Source organism: Lelliottia sp. SL45, from assembly GCF_026672535.1.
Classification (GTDB): Bacteria; Pseudomonadota; Gammaproteobacteria; order Enterobacterales; family Enterobacteriaceae; genus Enterobacter; species Enterobacter nimipressuralis.
In genome coordinates this window covers 173635-189914 of record NZ_JAPPRH010000001.1, presented here as the reverse complement: position 1 = coordinate 189914, position 16280 = coordinate 173635, and the positions used below count along the sequence as shown (strand labels likewise).

The 16280-nt window shown below is 52.0% G+C and carries 13 protein-coding genes, 2 tRNA genes and 4 rRNA genes; 12 read left to right on the top strand and 7 right to left on the bottom strand.

The features are described from left to right. Positions 1–16: 16 nt before the first annotated feature. The 3 genes from rsmB to def are packed head-to-tail and all read right to left on the bottom strand — an operon-like array spanning position 17 to position 2839. Complete coding sequence (rsmB, locus tag OVA10_RS00960) at positions 17–1303, bottom strand: 16S rRNA (cytosine(967)-C(5))-methyltransferase RsmB (RefSeq protein ID WP_268194942.1); 1287 nt, start codon at positions 1301–1303, stop codon at positions 17–19. Positions 1304–1355: 52 nt separating this feature from the next. Then, positions 1356–2303 (bottom strand): methionyl-tRNA formyltransferase, encoded by a 948-nt coding sequence (gene fmt, locus OVA10_RS00955; RefSeq protein WP_123429763.1) that lies wholly within the window; start codon positions 2301–2303, stop codon positions 1356–1358. 26 nt (positions 2304–2329) lie between these two features. Beyond that, positions 2330–2839: a peptide deformylase gene (gene def, locus OVA10_RS00950; RefSeq protein WP_100778660.1), complete on the bottom strand. Its 510-nt coding sequence runs from the start codon at positions 2837–2839 to the stop codon at positions 2330–2332. Positions 2840–2967: 128 nt separating this feature from the next. Between def and dprA the strand changes: the two genes are divergently transcribed. The 6 genes from dprA to OVA10_RS00920 are packed head-to-tail and all read left to right on the top strand — an operon-like array spanning position 2968 to position 6752. Further along, positions 2968–4092 (top strand): DNA-protecting protein DprA, encoded by a 1125-nt coding sequence (gene dprA / locus OVA10_RS00945; protein ID WP_268194940.1) that lies wholly within the window; start codon positions 2968–2970, stop codon positions 4090–4092. After that, complete coding sequence (gene smg / locus OVA10_RS00940) at positions 4064–4537, top strand: DUF494 family protein Smg (RefSeq protein WP_102105788.1); 474 nt, start codon at positions 4064–4066, stop codon at positions 4535–4537. Before dprA ends, smg begins: the two co-directional genes overlap by 29 nt. A gap of 27 nt (positions 4538–4564) precedes the next feature. Beyond that, the gene (locus OVA10_RS00935; protein ID WP_268194938.1) at positions 4565–5122 is read left to right on the top strand and encodes a DNA topoisomerase family protein; all 558 of its coding nucleotides are present in this window, start codon (positions 4565–4567) and stop codon (positions 5120–5122) included. Continuing rightward, positions 5112–5684, top strand: a complete 573-nt coding sequence (gene tsaC / locus OVA10_RS00930; protein WP_268194936.1) for an L-threonylcarbamoyladenylate synthase type 1 TsaC — start codon at positions 5112–5114, stop codon at positions 5682–5684. Before OVA10_RS00935 ends, tsaC begins: the two co-directional genes overlap by 11 nt. A 4-nt stretch (positions 5685–5688) precedes the next feature. Beyond that, positions 5689–6507 (top strand): shikimate dehydrogenase, encoded by an 819-nt coding sequence (gene aroE / locus OVA10_RS00925; protein WP_268194934.1) that lies wholly within the window; start codon positions 5689–5691, stop codon positions 6505–6507. Next, positions 6504–6752, top strand: coding sequence for a DUF1488 domain-containing protein (locus tag OVA10_RS00920; RefSeq protein ID WP_268194933.1), 249 nt, complete (start codon positions 6504–6506; stop codon positions 6750–6752). Before aroE ends, OVA10_RS00920 begins: the two co-directional genes overlap by 4 nt. Here the strand turns inward: OVA10_RS00920 and OVA10_RS00915 are convergent. Continuing rightward, positions 6728–7282: a gamma carbonic anhydrase family protein gene (locus OVA10_RS00915; RefSeq protein ID WP_268194932.1), complete on the bottom strand. Its 555-nt coding sequence runs from the start codon at positions 7280–7282 to the stop codon at positions 6728–6730. The two genes, OVA10_RS00920 and OVA10_RS00915, sit on opposite strands and share 25 nt — an antisense overlap. 474 nt (positions 7283–7756) lie before the next feature. Here OVA10_RS00915 and OVA10_RS00910 point away from each other — a divergent pair. The 6 genes from OVA10_RS00910 (at position 7757) to rrf (OVA10_RS00885) (ending at position 13042) form a co-directional block, all read left to right on the top strand. Then, a 16S ribosomal RNA gene (locus OVA10_RS00910) occupies positions 7757–9296 on the top strand. Positions 9297–9381: 85 nt separating this feature from the next. After that, a tRNA-Glu gene (locus OVA10_RS00905) sits at positions 9382–9457 on the top strand. Positions 9458–9676: 219 nt separating this feature from the next. Then, a 23S ribosomal RNA gene (locus OVA10_RS00900) occupies positions 9677–12583 on the top strand. A 96-nt stretch (positions 12584–12679) separates the two neighbouring features. Continuing rightward, positions 12680–12795 (top strand): 5S ribosomal RNA (rrf, locus tag OVA10_RS00895). A gap of 14 nt (positions 12796–12809) precedes the next feature. Continuing rightward, a tRNA-Thr gene (locus OVA10_RS00890) sits at positions 12810–12885 on the top strand. 41 nt (positions 12886–12926) lie between these two features. Beyond that, positions 12927–13042 (top strand): 5S ribosomal RNA (gene rrf / locus OVA10_RS00885). Together the 16S, 23S and 5S rRNA genes with 2 tRNA genes alongside form the textbook arrangement of a ribosomal RNA operon. A gap of 126 nt (positions 13043–13168) precedes the next feature. On the opposite strand, the gene OVA10_RS00880 is transcribed toward rrf (OVA10_RS00885), so the two are convergent. Genes OVA10_RS00880 through OVA10_RS00870 form a run of 3 tightly spaced genes read right to left on the bottom strand, consistent with a single transcriptional unit; the run spans position 13169 to position 16229 of the window. Then, the gene (locus tag OVA10_RS00880; protein ID WP_100778666.1) at positions 13169–13927 is read right to left on the bottom strand and encodes an amino acid ABC transporter ATP-binding protein; all 759 of its coding nucleotides are present in this window, start codon (positions 13925–13927) and stop codon (positions 13169–13171) included. Positions 13928–13934: 7 nt separating this feature from the next. Beyond that, positions 13935–15038: an amino acid ABC transporter permease gene (locus tag OVA10_RS00875; RefSeq protein WP_248860311.1), complete on the bottom strand. Its 1104-nt coding sequence runs from the start codon at positions 15036–15038 to the stop codon at positions 13935–13937. 9 nt (positions 15039–15047) lie between these two features. Next, positions 15048–16229, bottom strand: coding sequence for an amino acid ABC transporter permease (locus OVA10_RS00870; RefSeq protein ID WP_181826933.1), 1182 nt, complete (start codon positions 16227–16229; stop codon positions 15048–15050). Between the last annotated feature and the right edge of the window lie 51 nt (positions 16230–16280).

Here is a 16280-nt window from a genome sequence, read left to right as displayed (position 1 = left end):
CGACCCGTTTTCAACATCACGCTTTGATTAGCTTAGCGTAAAAGAAGCCATCACCTTCTTCCGCTCCCGGCAGGTTTTGGATTCCTGGAACATCGTCTGTGCCCGTCATGTGTAACGCAGCATCAGGAGTACGTTTCAGGAATGCGGCAATCTGCTGGGCGTTTTCTTCCGGAAGAACAGAGCATGTTGCATAGACCAACGTTCCGCCAGACTTCAGATGCGACCAGACGGCATCAAGAATTTCGCTTTGCAGCTGAGCCAGCTCATTGATATCGCGGTCCCGGCGCAGCCATTTGATATCCGGATGACGGCGAATCACACCGGTTGCCGAGCAAGGGGCGTCCAGCAGGATACGATCAAACTGTTCGTCGCCGCACCACTGAGAAGGGGTACGTCCGTCACCTTGCTTGACTTCCGCTTTAAGACCCAGGCGTTTAAGGTTGTCATATACACGGGAGAGTCGCTGCTCGTCCACGTCGACCGCCAATACTTTAGCCTGTGGCGCAGCTTCAAGAATATGCGTCGTTTTACCACCTGGAGCGGCGCACAGATCGAGAATACGTTCGCCGCTTTGTGGCGCAAGCCAGGTGATACATCCCTGCGCGGAGGCGTCCTGAACGGTAACCCAACCCTGGTCAAAACCAGGCAATGCCTGCACAGGAGCAGGGGATGCCAGACGCACTGCATCGGGGTAGGCGTCATGCGTAAAACCGCTCATTTCAGCATGTTCAAGCAGAGCCAACCATTCATCGCGAGTATGGTGGATACGGTTAACGCGCAGCCACATTGGCGGGCGTTGATTGTTGGCGTCAACAATGGATTCCCATTGCTGCGGATAGGCTTTTTTCAGGCGCTTAAGCAGCCATTCCGGATGCAGAAAACGCTGTTCGGACTGGTTGAACTCTGCCACCAGTTCTTCCTGCTGACGCTGGAACTGGCGCAATACACCGTTGATCAGCCCCTTCAACTGCGGACGCTTAATCGCTACTGCGCCTTCAACGGTCTCTGCCAGGGCGGCATGAGGGGGAATGCGCGTATGAAGCAGCTGGTAGAATCCGACCATAATCAAATAGTGGATAGTGCGCTGTTTACCCGTCATTGGTCGGGACATCAGCTTGTTAATTAGCCACTCCTGCTGCGAGAGCGTACGCAGTACGCCAAAGCACAGTTCCTGGAGAAGAGCTTTGTCTTTATCAGACACTTTCTGCTGAAGCGGCGGCAAGATATTGCTCAGTGATTGACCTTGTTCGACCACTTTCTCAATGGCCTGTGCAGCCATGCTGCGAAGATTTAGTTTTTTCATAACCGCAAAAATAAAAATGCCCGGAAACTCCGGGCTTTTGGATTAAATGTATTTAGCCGAGATGTTTACCCGGCGTAAACCACTCGCGACGCGAATTCAGCAGGTCCTGTGCGCTCATTGCTTTTTTACCGGCGGGCTGGAGCGACTCCAGATTCAGGATTCCTTCGGCCGTTGCAACCTGAATACCCTGTTTATTTGCATCAATGATTGTGCCAGGTTCCGCGCGGGAGTCGCCATCAATGACCGATGCTTTCCAGATTTTCACTGGCTGCTCGTCGATGGTCAGCCAGCTCATCGGCCACGGGTTAAATGCGCGGATGCAACGTTCAAGTTGGGCAGCAGAAAGTGACCAGTCGAGCTGCGCCTCTTCTTTACTGAGCTTTTCAGCATAGGTGACAAGTGATTCATCCTGAACTTCAGGCTGGGTTTTGCCATCGGCCAGTTGCTGCAACGTCTCAATAAGTCCCTGTGGACCGAGATCAGCCAGCTTGTCGTAAAGCGTTGCACTGGTATCTTCTGAAGTGATAGGGCAGGCCAGTTTGTACAGCATATCTCCCGTATCCAACCCTACGTCCATCTGCATGATGGTGACGCCGGTTTCGCTATCTCCCGCCCAGAGAGAACGCTGAATAGGTGCGGCCCCGCGCCAGCGTGGGAGAAGAGAACCATGCACATTGATGCAGCCCAGACGCGGCATATCCAGAACCGCTTTTGGCAGAATTAATCCGTAGGCCACGACAACCATGACATCGGCATTCAGTTCTGAGACAAGCTGCTGATTTTCCTGAGGACGTAAAGATACGGGCTGGAAAACGGGCAAGCCATGCTCTTCGGCCAGTACTTTAACCGGGCTCGGCATCAGTTTCTTACCACGGCCTGCAGGACGATCCGGTTGAGTGAACACACCGACAATCTGATGACCCGATGATAGCAGCGCGTCCAGGTGACGCGCTGCGAAGTCCGGGGTTCCCGCGAAGATAATGCGTAACTTTTTAGACACGTTATTCCTTGTATCCGGGTGGCACGTTATGCGCGAGTGCGCATACGATCCAGTTTCTCGACTTTCTGACGAATACGCTGCTGCTTCAATGGAGAGAGGTAATCGATAAACAGTTTACCGACCAGATGATCCATCTCGTGCTGAATACAGATTGCCAGAAGATCGTCTGCTTCCAGTTCAAATGGGTTGCCGTCACGATCAAGCGCGCGGATTTTCACTTTCTCGGCGCGAGGCACCAGCGCACGCTGTTCAGGAATGGACAAACAGCCTTCTTCGATTCCTGTTTCGCCGCTCTTCTCGAGCAGTTCCGGGTTGATCAACACCAGACGATCTTCGCGATTCTCTGAAACATCAATCACGATAATACGTTTGTGGATATTCACCTGGGTCGCCGCGAGGCCGATGCCTTCTTCAGCGTACATCGTATCGAACATATCATCGACGATACGTTGAATTTCTGCATTCACTTCTTTTACCGGTTCAGCAACAATGCGAAGGCGCTCGTCCGGGATATGTAACACTTGCAAAACTGCCATAAATTTCCAGAGCCGTTGTTCAGGAGTTGAAAAGATTATTATCTCTATTCTAGACAAATCCCCCTCTGATTGACAGCATCGGTGACCAATCGCAAGGATTGCTGGAGCCGCTTATGGCAGGGAATAGGATGACTTCCACTGAGATATGGTTACGTCTAATCAACATTGGGGATTTGTGTGGCGATACGATGTTGATGGCTGCGCAACGTTTGACGCGACGAGAGAATATTGATGAAGCAGTACTGACAGAGGCGAGCCTGACGAAGAAGCAGGCCAGTAAATTTATGAGCATGAAAGAAGCTGACCTTGAACGTTCACTTAAATGGCTCGAAATTCCGGGGCATTATCTCATTTGCGCAGATAGCCCACTCTATCCTCAGCGGTTACGAACCCTGTCAGATTACCCAGGCGCTTTATTCGTTAAAGGCAATGTTGATGCGCTGAAAAGCGTTCAACTGGCGGTGGTCGGTAGCCGTTCACCTTCCTGGTATGGTGAGAGATGGGGCAAGATTTTCTGTGAGCATCTGGCAAGATGTGGATTCACTATCACCAGCGGACTGGCGCGCGGGATTGATGGTGTAGCTCATCGGGCAGCGCTCTCGGTTCAGGGGAGAAGTATTGCCGTTCTTGGCAATGGCCTGTTCAGTGTTTATCCCCCTCGCCATGTCTCTCTTGCCCAGAGCATTATTGACGCTGAGGGCGCGGTGATATCTGAGTTTTCGCTCGCCACTTCGCCGTGGCCTGCTAATTTCCCCCGGCGTAATCGTATTATCAGTGGCCTGAGTCAGGGCGTCCTGGTTGTTGAGGCGGCGCAGCGGAGTGGATCGCTGGTCACCGCTCGATGTGCCATGGAGCAGGGGCGAGAAGTCTTTGCGTTGCCCGGCCCCATTGGCAATCCCGGTTGCGAGGGGCCGCACTGGCTCATCAAGCAAGGCGCGACGCCTGTGACCAGCCCAGAGGAAATCCTGGAAAATTTGCAATATGGGCTAACCTGGATCCCAGATGAGCCTGAAAAATCACTTTATTCATCAGATCAGGAGGAGGTGGCATTGCCATTTCCTGAGCTCCTGGCTAACGTAGGAGATGAGGTAACACCTGTTGACGTTGTCGCTGAACGTGCCGGCCAATCTGTGCCTGTGACGGTAGCACAGCTACTCGAACTGGAGTTAGCAGGATGGATCGCAGCTGTACCCGGCGGCTATGTCCGATTGAGGAGGGCAAGCCATGTTCGACGTACTGATGTATTTGTTTGAGACTTACATCCATAACGAAGCTGAAATGCGCGTGGATCAGGATCGGCTGACGCGGGATCTTACCGATGCAGGATTTGAACGGGAAGATATCTATAACGCCTTAATGTGGTTAGAAAAGCTGGCTGATTATCAGGAAGGCCTTGTCGAACCCATGCAGCTCGCTTCTGATCCGCTGTCTGTTCGTATTTTTACGGCTGAAGAGTGTGAAAGGCTGGATGCCAGTTGCCGGGGATTTATCTTATTCCTGGAACAGATTCAGGTGCTAAACCTCGAAACCCGAGAGATGGTGATAGAGCGCGTCATGGCGCTGGATACGGCAGAATTTGAACTGGAAGATCTCAAATGGGTGATTCTGATGGTTCTGTTTAATATTCCGGGCTGTGAAAATGCCTATCAGCAAATGGAAGAATTACTCTTTGAAGTGAATGAAGGTATGCTGCATTAATTCATCTATGTAGCTCCAAGAGTTGTTATGGCCAAATCAGCACTGTTTACGGTGTCTAATAACGAGCCCTGCCCACAGTGTGGGGCTAATCTTGTCATCCGGTCCGGGAAACACGGTCCGTTTCTCGGTTGTTCACACTATCCAGAATGTGATTATGTCCGTCCCCTGAAGAGTCAGGCGGACGGGCATATCGTCAAAATTCTGGAGGGGCAGATATGCCCGGTCTGTGGTGCTGCTCTGGCATTACGTCAGGGGCGCTTCGGTATGTTTATCGGCTGTAGCCACTACCCTGAATGTAGCCATACCGAGCAGATTGATAAACCAGATGAGACCGCGATTGCCTGTCCCCAGTGCCAACAGGGACAGCTGGTACAGCGTCGTTCCCGGTTCGGTAAAACGTTCCACTCCTGCGATCGCTATCCTGAATGCCAGTTCGTTATCAATTTCAAACCAGTAGCGGGGATTTGCCCTCACTGCGATTATCCGCTGCTCATCGAGAAGAAAACGGCACAGGGCATAAAACTGTTCTGTGCCAGTAAACAATGTGGAAAGCCGGTTTCGGCGGATCAAACCTGTGAAGAATAAATTAACATCGGACTCCATTGCCCGTGCGCTGGAAGTCTTGAGAAAAGAAGAAGTCATCGCCTATCCAACGGAAGCTGTATTTGGGGTCGGATGCGATCCTGACAGCGAATTGGCCGTTACGCGTCTATTAGAACTGAAGCAAAGACCGGTCGAAAAGGGACTGATCCTGATTGCTGCAAACTTTGAGCAACTAAAGCCTTACATTGATGATTCGATGTTGAACAAGGCGCAGCGAGACACTATTTCTGCGGCATGGCCTGGTCCAGTCACCTTTGTTTTCCCGTCGCTACCGACCACGCCGCGTTGGCTGACAGGGCGCTTTGATTCCCTTGCAGTGCGTGTTACCGATCATCCGCTGGTGGTCGAGCTGTGTCAGACTTTTGGTAAGCCGCTGGTTTCTACCAGTGCCAATCTGACAGGGCTGCCACCTTGCCGAACATCGCAAGAAGTGCTTGCCCAGTTTGGTGATGATTTCCCGGTGGTTATCGGTGAAACGGGTGGTCGTCAGAATCCATCGGAAATTCGCGATGCGTTAACCGGCGAGCGCTTTCGCCAGGGGTAATAGGATGGATAAGTACGCGGTTTTTGGTAATCCAATAGCTCACAGCAAGTCACCGTTCATTCATCAGCAATTTGCTGAACAGCTGCAAATCGATCATCCCTATGGCCGCGTTTTGGCGCCCGTCGATGATTTTGTACCGACGCTGAATGCTTTTTTTGACGCGGGCGGCAAAGGGGCTAACATCACCGTGCCCTTTAAAGAAGAGGCATTCGCCCGGGCGGATGAGTTAACCGAGCGCGCCTCCCTTGCCGGGGCGGTGAATACCCTCAAGCGTCTGGAGGACGGACGCCTGCTGGGTGACAACACCGATGGTATTGGCTTATTAAGCGATCTCGAAAGGCTCTCTTTTATTAAGAAGGGTTTTCGTATTCTTTTGATTGGCGCGGGCGGTGCCTCTCGCGGCGTATTGTTGCCACTTCTTTCTATGGATTGTGCTGTCACGATCACTAACCGCACGTTCTCCCGCGCAAAAGAACTGGCTACGCTCTTTGCCCATACGGGCAGCGTGAACGTGGTGGCAATGGAAGATCTGGGTGAGCATGAATTTGATCTCATCATTAATGCGACATCCAGCGGGATCGGTGGCGCTGTACCAGTGCTCCCTTCTTCAATAATCAGTCCTCACATTTATGTCTATGACATGTTCTATCAAAAGGGCAAAACGCCTTTCCTGAGCTGGTGTGAAGAACGCGGCGCGAAGCATCTGGCTGACGGCCTGGGCATGCTAGTGGGGCAAGCGGCACATGCTGTTCTGCTTTGGCATGGCGTATTACCCGCAGTAGAACCCGTTATTGAAAAACTGAAACAGGAATTGCTGGCATGAACCAGGCGATTCATTTTCCAGACAGGGAAGTCTGGGACGAGAGCAAACAGGCAGTCTGTTTTCCGGTATTGGTTAACGGTATGCAGATGACCTGCGCTATTACGGGCGAGTTATTGCTAAGGCGTTTTGGCGGGACGATACCGCTGGAGGTCTTTAGGGATCATCGCTGGGATCTTGAAGAAGAAGCCAGCGATATGATCCGTAACGAGCAGGAAGACGATCACGGGTGGGTGTGGTTTTCCTGATCCAGGTAGTCGTCTTTCCATTTGACGTAGTTATTCGCCGAATATTTCAGCCCTTCGATTTCCGTCTCTTTTAACCGACGGATCTGTTTTACCGGGCTGCCTAAATAGAGATAGCCGCTTTCCAGGCGTTTGTTTTGCGGGACCAGACTCCCGGCGCCTATCATCACATCGTCTTCTACGACTACCCCATCCAGCAGAATAGATCCCATCCCCACCAGTACCCGGTTGCCAATAGTGCAGCCGTGTAACATCACTTTATGACCGACAGTGACCTCTTCTCCAATAATGAGGGGATTACCTTCTGGGTTATAGGAGGACTTGTGGGTAACGTGTAAAACGCTACCGTCCTGAATATTGGTGCGCGCGCCGATCATCACGTAATTCACATCACCCCTGATCGCGACGAGCGGCCAGATGCTCACATCATCATCCATCCTGACATCGCCGATGAGTACGCTACTGGGATCGATCATCACGCGTTCCCCCATTTTTGGGAACAGATCTTTATAGGGACGGAGTACTGCAGACATATCAACCTCGACTGATGAGCTTATACAGAAGATTTTGATCATATTATGCAGCATGGTGGGGTGTTAAATGCGTCAATTTTTAATCAGATCGGGCAGGATCTCATCGAAAAGCGTGGAAAAGCAGCAGTCAGGAAAAAAGATCTAAAAAACGCTTGTGCTAAAAACTGGGATCCCTATAATGCGCCTCCATCGACACGGCAGATGTGAATCACTTCACACAAACAGCCAGTTCGGTTGAAGAGAAAAAATCCTGAGATTCAGGGTTGACTCTGAAAGAGGAAAGCGTAATATACGCCACCTCGCAACGGTGAGCGAAAGCCGCGTTGCACTGCTCTTTAACAATTTATCAGACAATCTGTGTGGGCACTCAAAGTGACATGGATTCTAAACGTCGCAAGACGCTAAATGAATACCAAAGTCTCTGAGTGAACATACGTAATTCATTACGAAGTTTAATTCACGAGCATCAAACTTAAATTGAAGAGTTTGATCATGGCTCAGATTGAACGCTGGCGGCAGGCCTAACACATGCAAGTCGAGCGGTAGCACAGAGAGCTTGCTCTCGGGTGACGAGCGGCGGACGGGTGAGTAATGTCTGGGAAACTGCCTGATGGAGGGGGATAACTACTGGAAACGGTAGCTAATACCGCATAACGTCGCAAGACCAAAGAGGGGGACCTTCGGGCCTCTTGCCATCAGATGTGCCCAGATGGGATTAGCTAGTAGGTGGGGTAACGGCTCACCTAGGCGACGATCCCTAGCTGGTCTGAGAGGATGACCAGCCACACTGGAACTGAGACACGGTCCAGACTCCTACGGGAGGCAGCAGTGGGGAATATTGCACAATGGGCGCAAGCCTGATGCAGCCATGCCGCGTGTATGAAGAAGGCCTTCGGGTTGTAAAGTACTTTCAGCGAGGAGGAAGGCATTGTGGTTAATAACCACAGTGATTGACGTTACTCGCAGAAGAAGCACCGGCTAACTCCGTGCCAGCAGCCGCGGTAATACGGAGGGTGCAAGCGTTAATCGGAATTACTGGGCGTAAAGCGCACGCAGGCGGTCTGTCAAGTCGGATGTGAAATCCCCGGGCTCAACCTGGGAACTGCATTCGAAACTGGCAGGCTAGAGTCTTGTAGAGGGGGGTAGAATTCCAGGTGTAGCGGTGAAATGCGTAGAGATCTGGAGGAATACCGGTGGCGAAGGCGGCCCCCTGGACAAAGACTGACGCTCAGGTGCGAAAGCGTGGGGAGCAAACAGGATTAGATACCCTGGTAGTCCACGCCGTAAACGATGTCGACTTGGAGGTTGTTCCCTTGAGGAGTGGCTTCCGGAGCTAACGCGTTAAGTCGACCGCCTGGGGAGTACGGCCGCAAGGTTAAAACTCAAATGAATTGACGGGGGCCCGCACAAGCGGTGGAGCATGTGGTTTAATTCGATGCAACGCGAAGAACCTTACCTACTCTTGACATCCAGAGAACTTAGCAGAGATGCTTTGGTGCCTTCGGGAACTCTGAGACAGGTGCTGCATGGCTGTCGTCAGCTCGTGTTGTGAAATGTTGGGTTAAGTCCCGCAACGAGCGCAACCCTTATCCTTTGTTGCCAGCGGTTCGGCCGGGAACTCAAAGGAGACTGCCAGTGATAAACTGGAGGAAGGTGGGGATGACGTCAAGTCATCATGGCCCTTACGAGTAGGGCTACACACGTGCTACAATGGCGTATACAAAGAGAAGCGACCTCGCGAGAGCAAGCGGACCTCATAAAGTACGTCGTAGTCCGGATTGGAGTCTGCAACTCGACTCCATGAAGTCGGAATCGCTAGTAATCGTAGATCAGAATGCTACGGTGAATACGTTCCCGGGCCTTGTACACACCGCCCGTCACACCATGGGAGTGGGTTGCAAAAGAAGTAGGTAGCTTAACCTTCGGGAGGGCGCTTACCACTTTGTGATTCATGACTGGGGTGAAGTCGTAACAAGGTAACCGTAGGGGAACCTGCGGTTGGATCACCTCCTTACCTGAAAGAACCTGCCTTTGTAGTGCTCACACAGATTGTCTGATGAAAAGTAAATAGCAAGGCGTCTTGCGATTGAGACTTCAGTGTCCCCTTCGTCTAGAGGCCCAGGACACCGCCCTTTCACGGCGGTAACAGGGGTTCGAATCCCCTAGGGGACGCCACTTGCTGGTTTGTGAGTGAAAGTCACCTGCCTTAATATCTCAAAACTGATTCTCAGGAATCATGTTTGAGATATTTGCTCTTTAAAAATCTGGATCAAGCTGAAAATTGAAACGACACGCTGCGTCTGTTCTCCGTAATAAGAACAGAATGACGGTGTGTTCGAGTCTCTCAAATTTTCGCGACACGATGATGTTTTACGAAACATCTTCGGGTTGTGAGGTTAAGCGACTAAGCGTACACGGTGGATGCCCTGGCAGTCAGAGGCGATGAAGGGCGTGCTAATCTGCGATAAGCGTCGGCGAGGTGATATGAACCTTTGACCCGGCGATACCCGAATGGGGAAACCCAGTGTGTTCCGACACACTATCATGTCATGAATACATAGTGGCATGAGGCGAACCGGGGGAACTGAAACATCTAAGTACCCCGAGGAAAAGAAATCAACCGAGATTCCCCCAGTAGCGGCGAGCGAACGGGGAGGAGCCCAGAGTCTGAATCAGCGCGTGTGTTAGTGGAAGCGTCTGGAAAGTCGCACGATACAGGGTGAAAGTCCCGTACACAAAAATGCACACGCTGTGAACTCGAAGAGTAGGGCGGGACACGTGGTATCCTGTCTGAATATGGGGGGACCATCCTCCAAGGCTAAATACTCCTGACTGACCGATAGTGAACCAGTACCGTGAGGGAAAGGCGAAAAGAACCCCGGCGAGGGGAGTGAAAAAGAACCTGAAACCGTGTACGTACAAGCAGTGGGAGCCTCTTTTATGGGGTGACTGCGTACCTTTTGTATAATGGGTCAGCGACTTATATTCTGTAGCAAGGTTAACCGTATAGGGGAGCCGAAGGGAAACCGAGTCTTAACTGGGCGTTAAGTTGCAGGGTATAGACCCGAAACCCGGTGATCTAGCCATGGGCAGGTTGAAGGTTGGGTAACACTAACTGGAGGACCGAACCGACTAATGTTGAAAAATTAGCGGATGACTTGTGGCTGGGGGTGAAAGGCCAATCAAACCGGGAGATAGCTGGTTCTCCCCGAAAGCTATTTAGGTAGCGCCTCGTGAACTCATCTTCGGGGGTAGAGCACTGTTTCGGCTAGGGGGCCATCCCGGCTTACCAACCCGATGCAAACTACGAATACCGAAGAATGTTATCACGGGAGACACACGGCGGGTGCTAACGTCCGTCGTGAAGAGGGAAACAACCCAGACCGCCAGCTAAGGTCCCAAAGTCATGGTTAAGTGGGAAACGATGTGGGAAGGCACAGACAGCCAGGATGTTGGCTTAGAAGCAGCCATCATTTAAAGAAAGCGTAATAGCTCACTGGTCGAGTCGGCCTGCGCGGAAGATGTAACGGGGCTAAACCATGCACCGAAGCTGCGGCAGCGACGCTTATGCGTTGTTGGGTAGGGGAGCGTTCTGTAAGCCGTTGAAGGTGTGCTGTGAGGCATGCTGGAGGTATCAGAAGTGCGAATGCTGACATAAGTAACGATAAAGCGGGTGAAAAGCCCGCTCGCCGGAAGACCAAGGGTTCCTGTCCAACGTTAATCGGGGCAGGGTGAGTCGACCCCTAAGGCGAGGCCGAAAGGCGTAGTCGATGGGAAACAGGTTAATATTCCTGTACTTGGTGTTACTGCGAAGGGGGGACGGAGAAGGCTATGTTAGCCGGGCGACGGTTGTCCCGGTTTAAGCATGTAGGCGGAGGTTCCAGGTAAATCCGGTACCTTTTTAACGCTGAGGTGTGATGACGAGGCACTACGGTGCTGAAGTAACAAATGCCCTGCTTCCAGGAAAAGCCTCTAAGCATCAGGTAACATCAAATCGTACCCCAAACCGACACAGGTGGTCAGGTAGAGAATACCAAGGCGCTTGAGAGAACTCGGGTGAAGGAACTAGGCAAAATGGTGCCGTAACTTCGGGAGAAGGCACGCTGGTGTGTAGGTGAAGTCCCTGCGGACGGAGCTGAAACCAGTCGAAGATACCAGCTGGCTGCAACTGTTTATTAAAAACACAGCACTGTGCAAACACGAAAGTGGACGTATACGGTGTGACGCCTGCCCGGTGCCGGAAGGTTAATTGATGGGGTTAGCGGCAACGCGAAGCTCTTGATCGAAGCCCCGGTAAACGGCGGCCGTAACTATAACGGTCCTAAGGTAGCGAAATTCCTTGTCGGGTAAGTTCCGACCTGCACGAATGGCGTAATGATGGCCAGGCTGTCTCCACCCGAGACTCAGTGAAATTGAACTCGCTGTGAAGATGCAGTGTACCCGCGGCAAGACGGAAAGACCCCGTGAACCTTTACTATAGCTTGACACTGAACACTGGTCCTTGATGTGTAGGATAGGTGGGAGGCTTTGAAGCGTGGACGCCAGTCTGCGTGGAGCCAACCTTGAAATACCACCCTTTAATGGCTGGTGTTCTAACGTAGACCCGTAATCCGGGTTGCGGACAGTGTCTGGTGGGTAGTTTGACTGGGGCGGTCTCCTCCTAAAGAGTAACGGAGGAGCACGAAGGTTAGCTAATCCTGGTCGGACATCAGGAGGTTAGTGCAATGGCATAAGCTAGCTTGACTGCGAGAGTGACGGCTCGAGCAGGTGCGAAAGCAGGTCATAGTGATCCGGTGGTTCTGAATGGAAGGGCCATCGCTCAACGGATAAAAGGTACTCCGGGGATAACAGGCTGATACCGCCCAAGAGTTCATATCGACGGCGGTGTTTGGCACCTCGATGTCGGCTCATCACATCCTGGGGCTGAAGTAGGTCCCAAGGGTACGGCTGTTCGCCGTTTAAAGTGGTACGCGAGCTGGGTTTAGAACGTCGTGAGACAGTTCGGTCCCTATCTGCCGTGGGCGCTGGAGAATTGAGGGGGGCTGCTCCTAGTACGAGAGGACCGGAGTGGACGCATCACTGGTGTTCGGGTTGTCATGCCAATGGCATTGCCCGGTAGCTAAATGCGGAAAAGATAAGTGCTGAAAGCATCTAAGCACGAAACTTGCCCCGAGATGAGTTCTCCCTGACCCTTTAAGGGTCCTGAAGGAACGTTGAAGACTACGACGTTGATAGGCTGGGTGTGTAAGTGCAGCGATGTATTGAGCTAACCAGTACTAATGAACCGTGAGGCTTAACCTTACAACGCCGAAGATGTTTTGGCGAAGCAGAGACAGTCGATTTTCAGCTGATACAGATTAATTAATGCGCAGGAATGCGTGTTGATAACAGAATTTGCCTGGCGGCTTTAGCGCGGTGGTCCCACCTGACCCCATGCCGAACTCAGAAGTGAAACGCCGTAGCGCCGATGGTAGTGTGGGGTCTCCCCATGTGAGAGTAGGGAACTGCCAGGCATCAAATTTAGCGTGCTGATATGGCTCAGTTGGTAGAGCGCACCCTTGGTAAGGGTGAGGTCCCCAGTTCGACTCTGGGTATCAGCACCACTTTATACGTGGTTGAAGTTCGGCAATAGTAAAAGAATTTGTCTGGCGGCTTTAGCGCGGTGGTCCCACCTGACCCCATGCCGAACTCAGAAGTGAAACGCCGTAGCGCCGATGGTAGTGTGGGGTCTCCCCATGTGAGAGTAGGGAACTGCCAGACATCAAACAAGTGAAAAGGCCATCCGCAAGGATGGCCTTTTTGCGTTTATACATCGAAATATCAGACGAGAACGTTGCCAGACACCTTTTGCCCGGCAACCAAATGCCACCGGGCAACTATCATTGATTAATGAATCACCTGGGACAGAAATGCTCGCGTTCTTTCAGATTTCGGATGGGCAAAAAACTCTTCCGGTGCAGCCTGTTCGACAATTTCCCCGCGATCCATGAAGATCACCCTGTCTGCCACTGTTCTGGCAAAGCCCATTTCATGCGTGACACAGAGCATTGTCATTCCTGATTGGGCCAGACCAATCATCGTATCCAGCACCTCTTTAACCATCTCAGGATCGAGGGCTGAAGTCGGTTCATCAAACAGCATAATTTTAGGTTTCATGCACAAGGATCGCGCGATAGCCACACGCTGCTGCTGACCCCCCGATATCTGTCCGGGGAACTTATTCGCATGTTCAGCAATACGTACCCGTTCCAGATAATGCATTGCCAGCGCCTCAGCTTCCTTTTTAGGCATCTTTCTAACCCAAATAGGCGCCAGTGTGCAATTCTGTAATACCGTCAAATGGGGGAACAGATTGAAATGCTGGAATACCATACCCACTTCCTGGCGGACTCGTTCGATATTGCGAATATCCTCATCCAGCTCGATTCCATCAACAACGATGCGCCCTTGTTGATGCTCTTCAAGATGGTTAATACAGCGAATCGTCGTAGATTTACCTGAACCTGACGGGCCGCACAGGACGATACGTTCACCTTGCTTTACCTTCAGATTGATATCTTTCAGAACATGAAACTGCCCGTACCATTTATTAACGTTTTCCAGCGTAATCATCGCGTCAGCGGGGGTCATCGTTATTTTGCTCATAAATTCCTCAATGCGGCGTACGCCCGGTATTAAAGCGCTTTTCCAGATGCTGGCTATAGCGCGACATGCTGAAACAGAAAATCCAGTACACAAGTGCTGCAAAAACATAGCCTTCGGTAGACATTCCCAGCCAGGCCGGGTCGACTGTGGCCTGCTGGACACTACTGAAAAGATCAAACAATCCAATGATGATCACGAGGCTGGTATCTTTAAACAGGGCGATAATAGTGTTCACCAGCCCCGGAATAACCAGCTTGAGCGCCTGGGGTAAGATCACGAGTCCCTGGGTTTTCCAGTAACCAAGTGCCAGCGATTCAGCAGCCTCATACTGACCTTTTGGCAGCGCCTGAAGCCCGCCGCGAACCACTTCTGCAACATACGCTGACTGGAATAACACGACCCCCACCAGGGCGCGGATCAGTTTGTCGATCGTGGTGCCTTCCGCCATAAACAGCGGCAGCATCACCGAGGACATAAACAGAACGGTAATCAGCGGTACACCGCGCCAGAACTCGATAAAGATCACCGACAGAATGCGTACCACCGGCATCGTTGAACGACGACCCAGTGCCAGCAAAATACCCAACGGCAGCGCCCCGGCGATCCCAACAGAAGCGATGATCAGGGTTAACGTCAGCCCACCCCACTGGCGTGTTTCTACACGCTCCAGCCCCAGTATTCCCCCGTACAGTAACAACCAGACAATCAGCGGATAGACCACTGCCCAGCAGGCAATATAGCGACCACGACGCGGTAGACCTTTAAAGAACATCGGTGCGATCGACAGCAGGCCGATAACCAGCGCAAGATTGATGCGCCAGCGTTGATCGTGTGGATAGAGACCATACATAAACTGGCCGAAACGCTCATGGATAAAGACCCAGCAGGCACCGGCCTTGGTGCAGTCAGCCCGCGTAGAGCCTACCCAGTTTGCCTGTAAAAACGCCCAGTTCAGCAGGGGGGGAATCAGCTCCCAAATCAACCATAAACTGACGATCGTCAGGAGACTGTTGCTCCATGAGGAGAACAGATTCTTGCGTGCCCAGGCGATGAAACGCCAGCTTCCGGCGCTGGACGGGCGCGAGGGCTGTGACAATACGGCTTTTGTCATCATGGTTCCTTAGCGCTCAACCAGGGCGATGCGACGGTTATAGATATTCATCAGCAGTGAGATCGTCAGGCTGATAATCAGATAGACGGACATGGTGATGGCGATAGTCTCGATAGCTTGCCCGGTCTGGTTAAGCACGGTTCCGGCGAAAAGGGAAACCATGTCGGGATAACCAATGGCAGCCGCCAGCGAGGAGTTTTTGGCAATATTAAGATACTGACTGGTCAACGGTGGGATGATCACGCGCAAGGCTTGCGGGATGATCACCTGACGCAGGGTCACCGGATTTGGTAATCCGAGTGATCGCGCGGCTTCGTGCTGCCCATAGGGTACTGCCTGAATACCAGAACGAATGATTTCGGCAATAAATGCGGAGGTATAAATCGACAGCGCCAGCGTCAGCGCCGCAAGCTCTGGGATCAGCACCATCCCACCCCGGAAATTAAAACCACGCAGCTGTGGAATATCCCAGTGCAACGCAGCACCGAAGGTCCAGTGTGCGAGCAGCGGTAAACCCACGATCAATGCAACGCCTGCTGGCCATGTTCTGCGAAGTTGCCCGGTTTTAATCTGAAGTGTACGGTTATAGCGAAAAAGCCCAATCGTAATGGCGATAGCAACAACGATGGCTGCCAAGAACGCGTACAGCCCTTCGCCCGCCAGCGGCGAGGGAATATAGAGACCGCGATTACTTAGGAAAAAGAGATCCCAGGCATCAACGGCCTGGCGCGGGCCGGGTAAATTGCGCAGTACGGCGAAATACCAGAAGAAGATCTGCAGGAGGGGCGGAATATTGCGAAACGTCTCAATATAAATCGTCGAGAGTTTGCGTAATAACCAGTTCTCCGAAAGGCGCGCAAGTCCGAGGAAAAAGCCCAGAAACGAAGCAAACACAATACACAGCGCAGAGACCAGAAGCGTATTCAGCAGGCCGACCAGAAACACTCTTCCGTATGTGTCTCCCTCTTGATAATCAATCAAGTGCTGCACAATGCCAAAACCAGCGCTGCGATCCAGGAAGGCAAAGCCCGAAGTAATGCCGCGATTGCTCAGATTGGTAACAGTGTTATGAATTAAATAAATCGCGACGACCACGACGGCGACAACAGCAATTATCTGGAATAGCCAGGCGCGGACCGCGGGATGAGAAAAGGAAAGTTTTCCTTTTACGGCTAAGCGGCGATGGGACATAAAGAAACCTCGGTAACCATGACTCTGGACTGGGCACCACAGATGCGGTGC

What these genes read in the sequence shown, in the direction of transcription:
- OVA10_RS00915 (WP_268194932.1), bottom strand. Translation starts at nt 7,282, where the DNA reads ATGTCTGCAGTACTCCGTCCCTATAAAGATCTGTTCCCAAAAATGGGG.
- def (WP_100778660.1), bottom strand. Translation starts at nt 2,839, where the DNA reads ATGGCAGTTTTGCAAGTGTTACATATCCCGGACGAGCGCCTTCGCATT.
- rsmB (WP_268194942.1), bottom strand. Translation starts at nt 1,303, where the DNA reads ATGAAAAAACTAAATCTTCGCAGCATGGCTGCACAGGCCATTGAGAAA.
- smg (WP_102105788.1), top strand. Translation starts at nt 4,064, where the DNA reads ATGTTCGACGTACTGATGTATTTGTTTGAGACTTACATCCATAACGAA.
- OVA10_RS00870 (WP_181826933.1), bottom strand. Translation starts at nt 16,229, where the DNA reads ATGTCCCATCGCCGCTTAGCCGTAAAAGGAAAACTTTCCTTTTCTCAT.
- OVA10_RS00875 (WP_248860311.1), bottom strand. Translation starts at nt 15,038, where the DNA reads ATGACAAAAGCCGTATTGTCACAGCCCTCGCGCCCGTCCAGCGCCGGA.
- OVA10_RS00920 (WP_268194933.1), top strand. Translation starts at nt 6,504, where the DNA reads ATGAACCAGGCGATTCATTTTCCAGACAGGGAAGTCTGGGACGAGAGC.
- aroE (WP_268194934.1), top strand. Translation starts at nt 5,689, where the DNA reads ATGGATAAGTACGCGGTTTTTGGTAATCCAATAGCTCACAGCAAGTCA.
- dprA (WP_268194940.1), top strand. Translation starts at nt 2,968, where the DNA reads ATGACTTCCACTGAGATATGGTTACGTCTAATCAACATTGGGGATTTG.
- OVA10_RS00935 (WP_268194938.1), top strand. Translation starts at nt 4,565, where the DNA reads ATGGCCAAATCAGCACTGTTTACGGTGTCTAATAACGAGCCCTGCCCA.
- OVA10_RS00880 (WP_100778666.1), bottom strand. Translation starts at nt 13,927, where the DNA reads ATGAGCAAAATAACGATGACCCCCGCTGACGCGATGATTACGCTGGAA.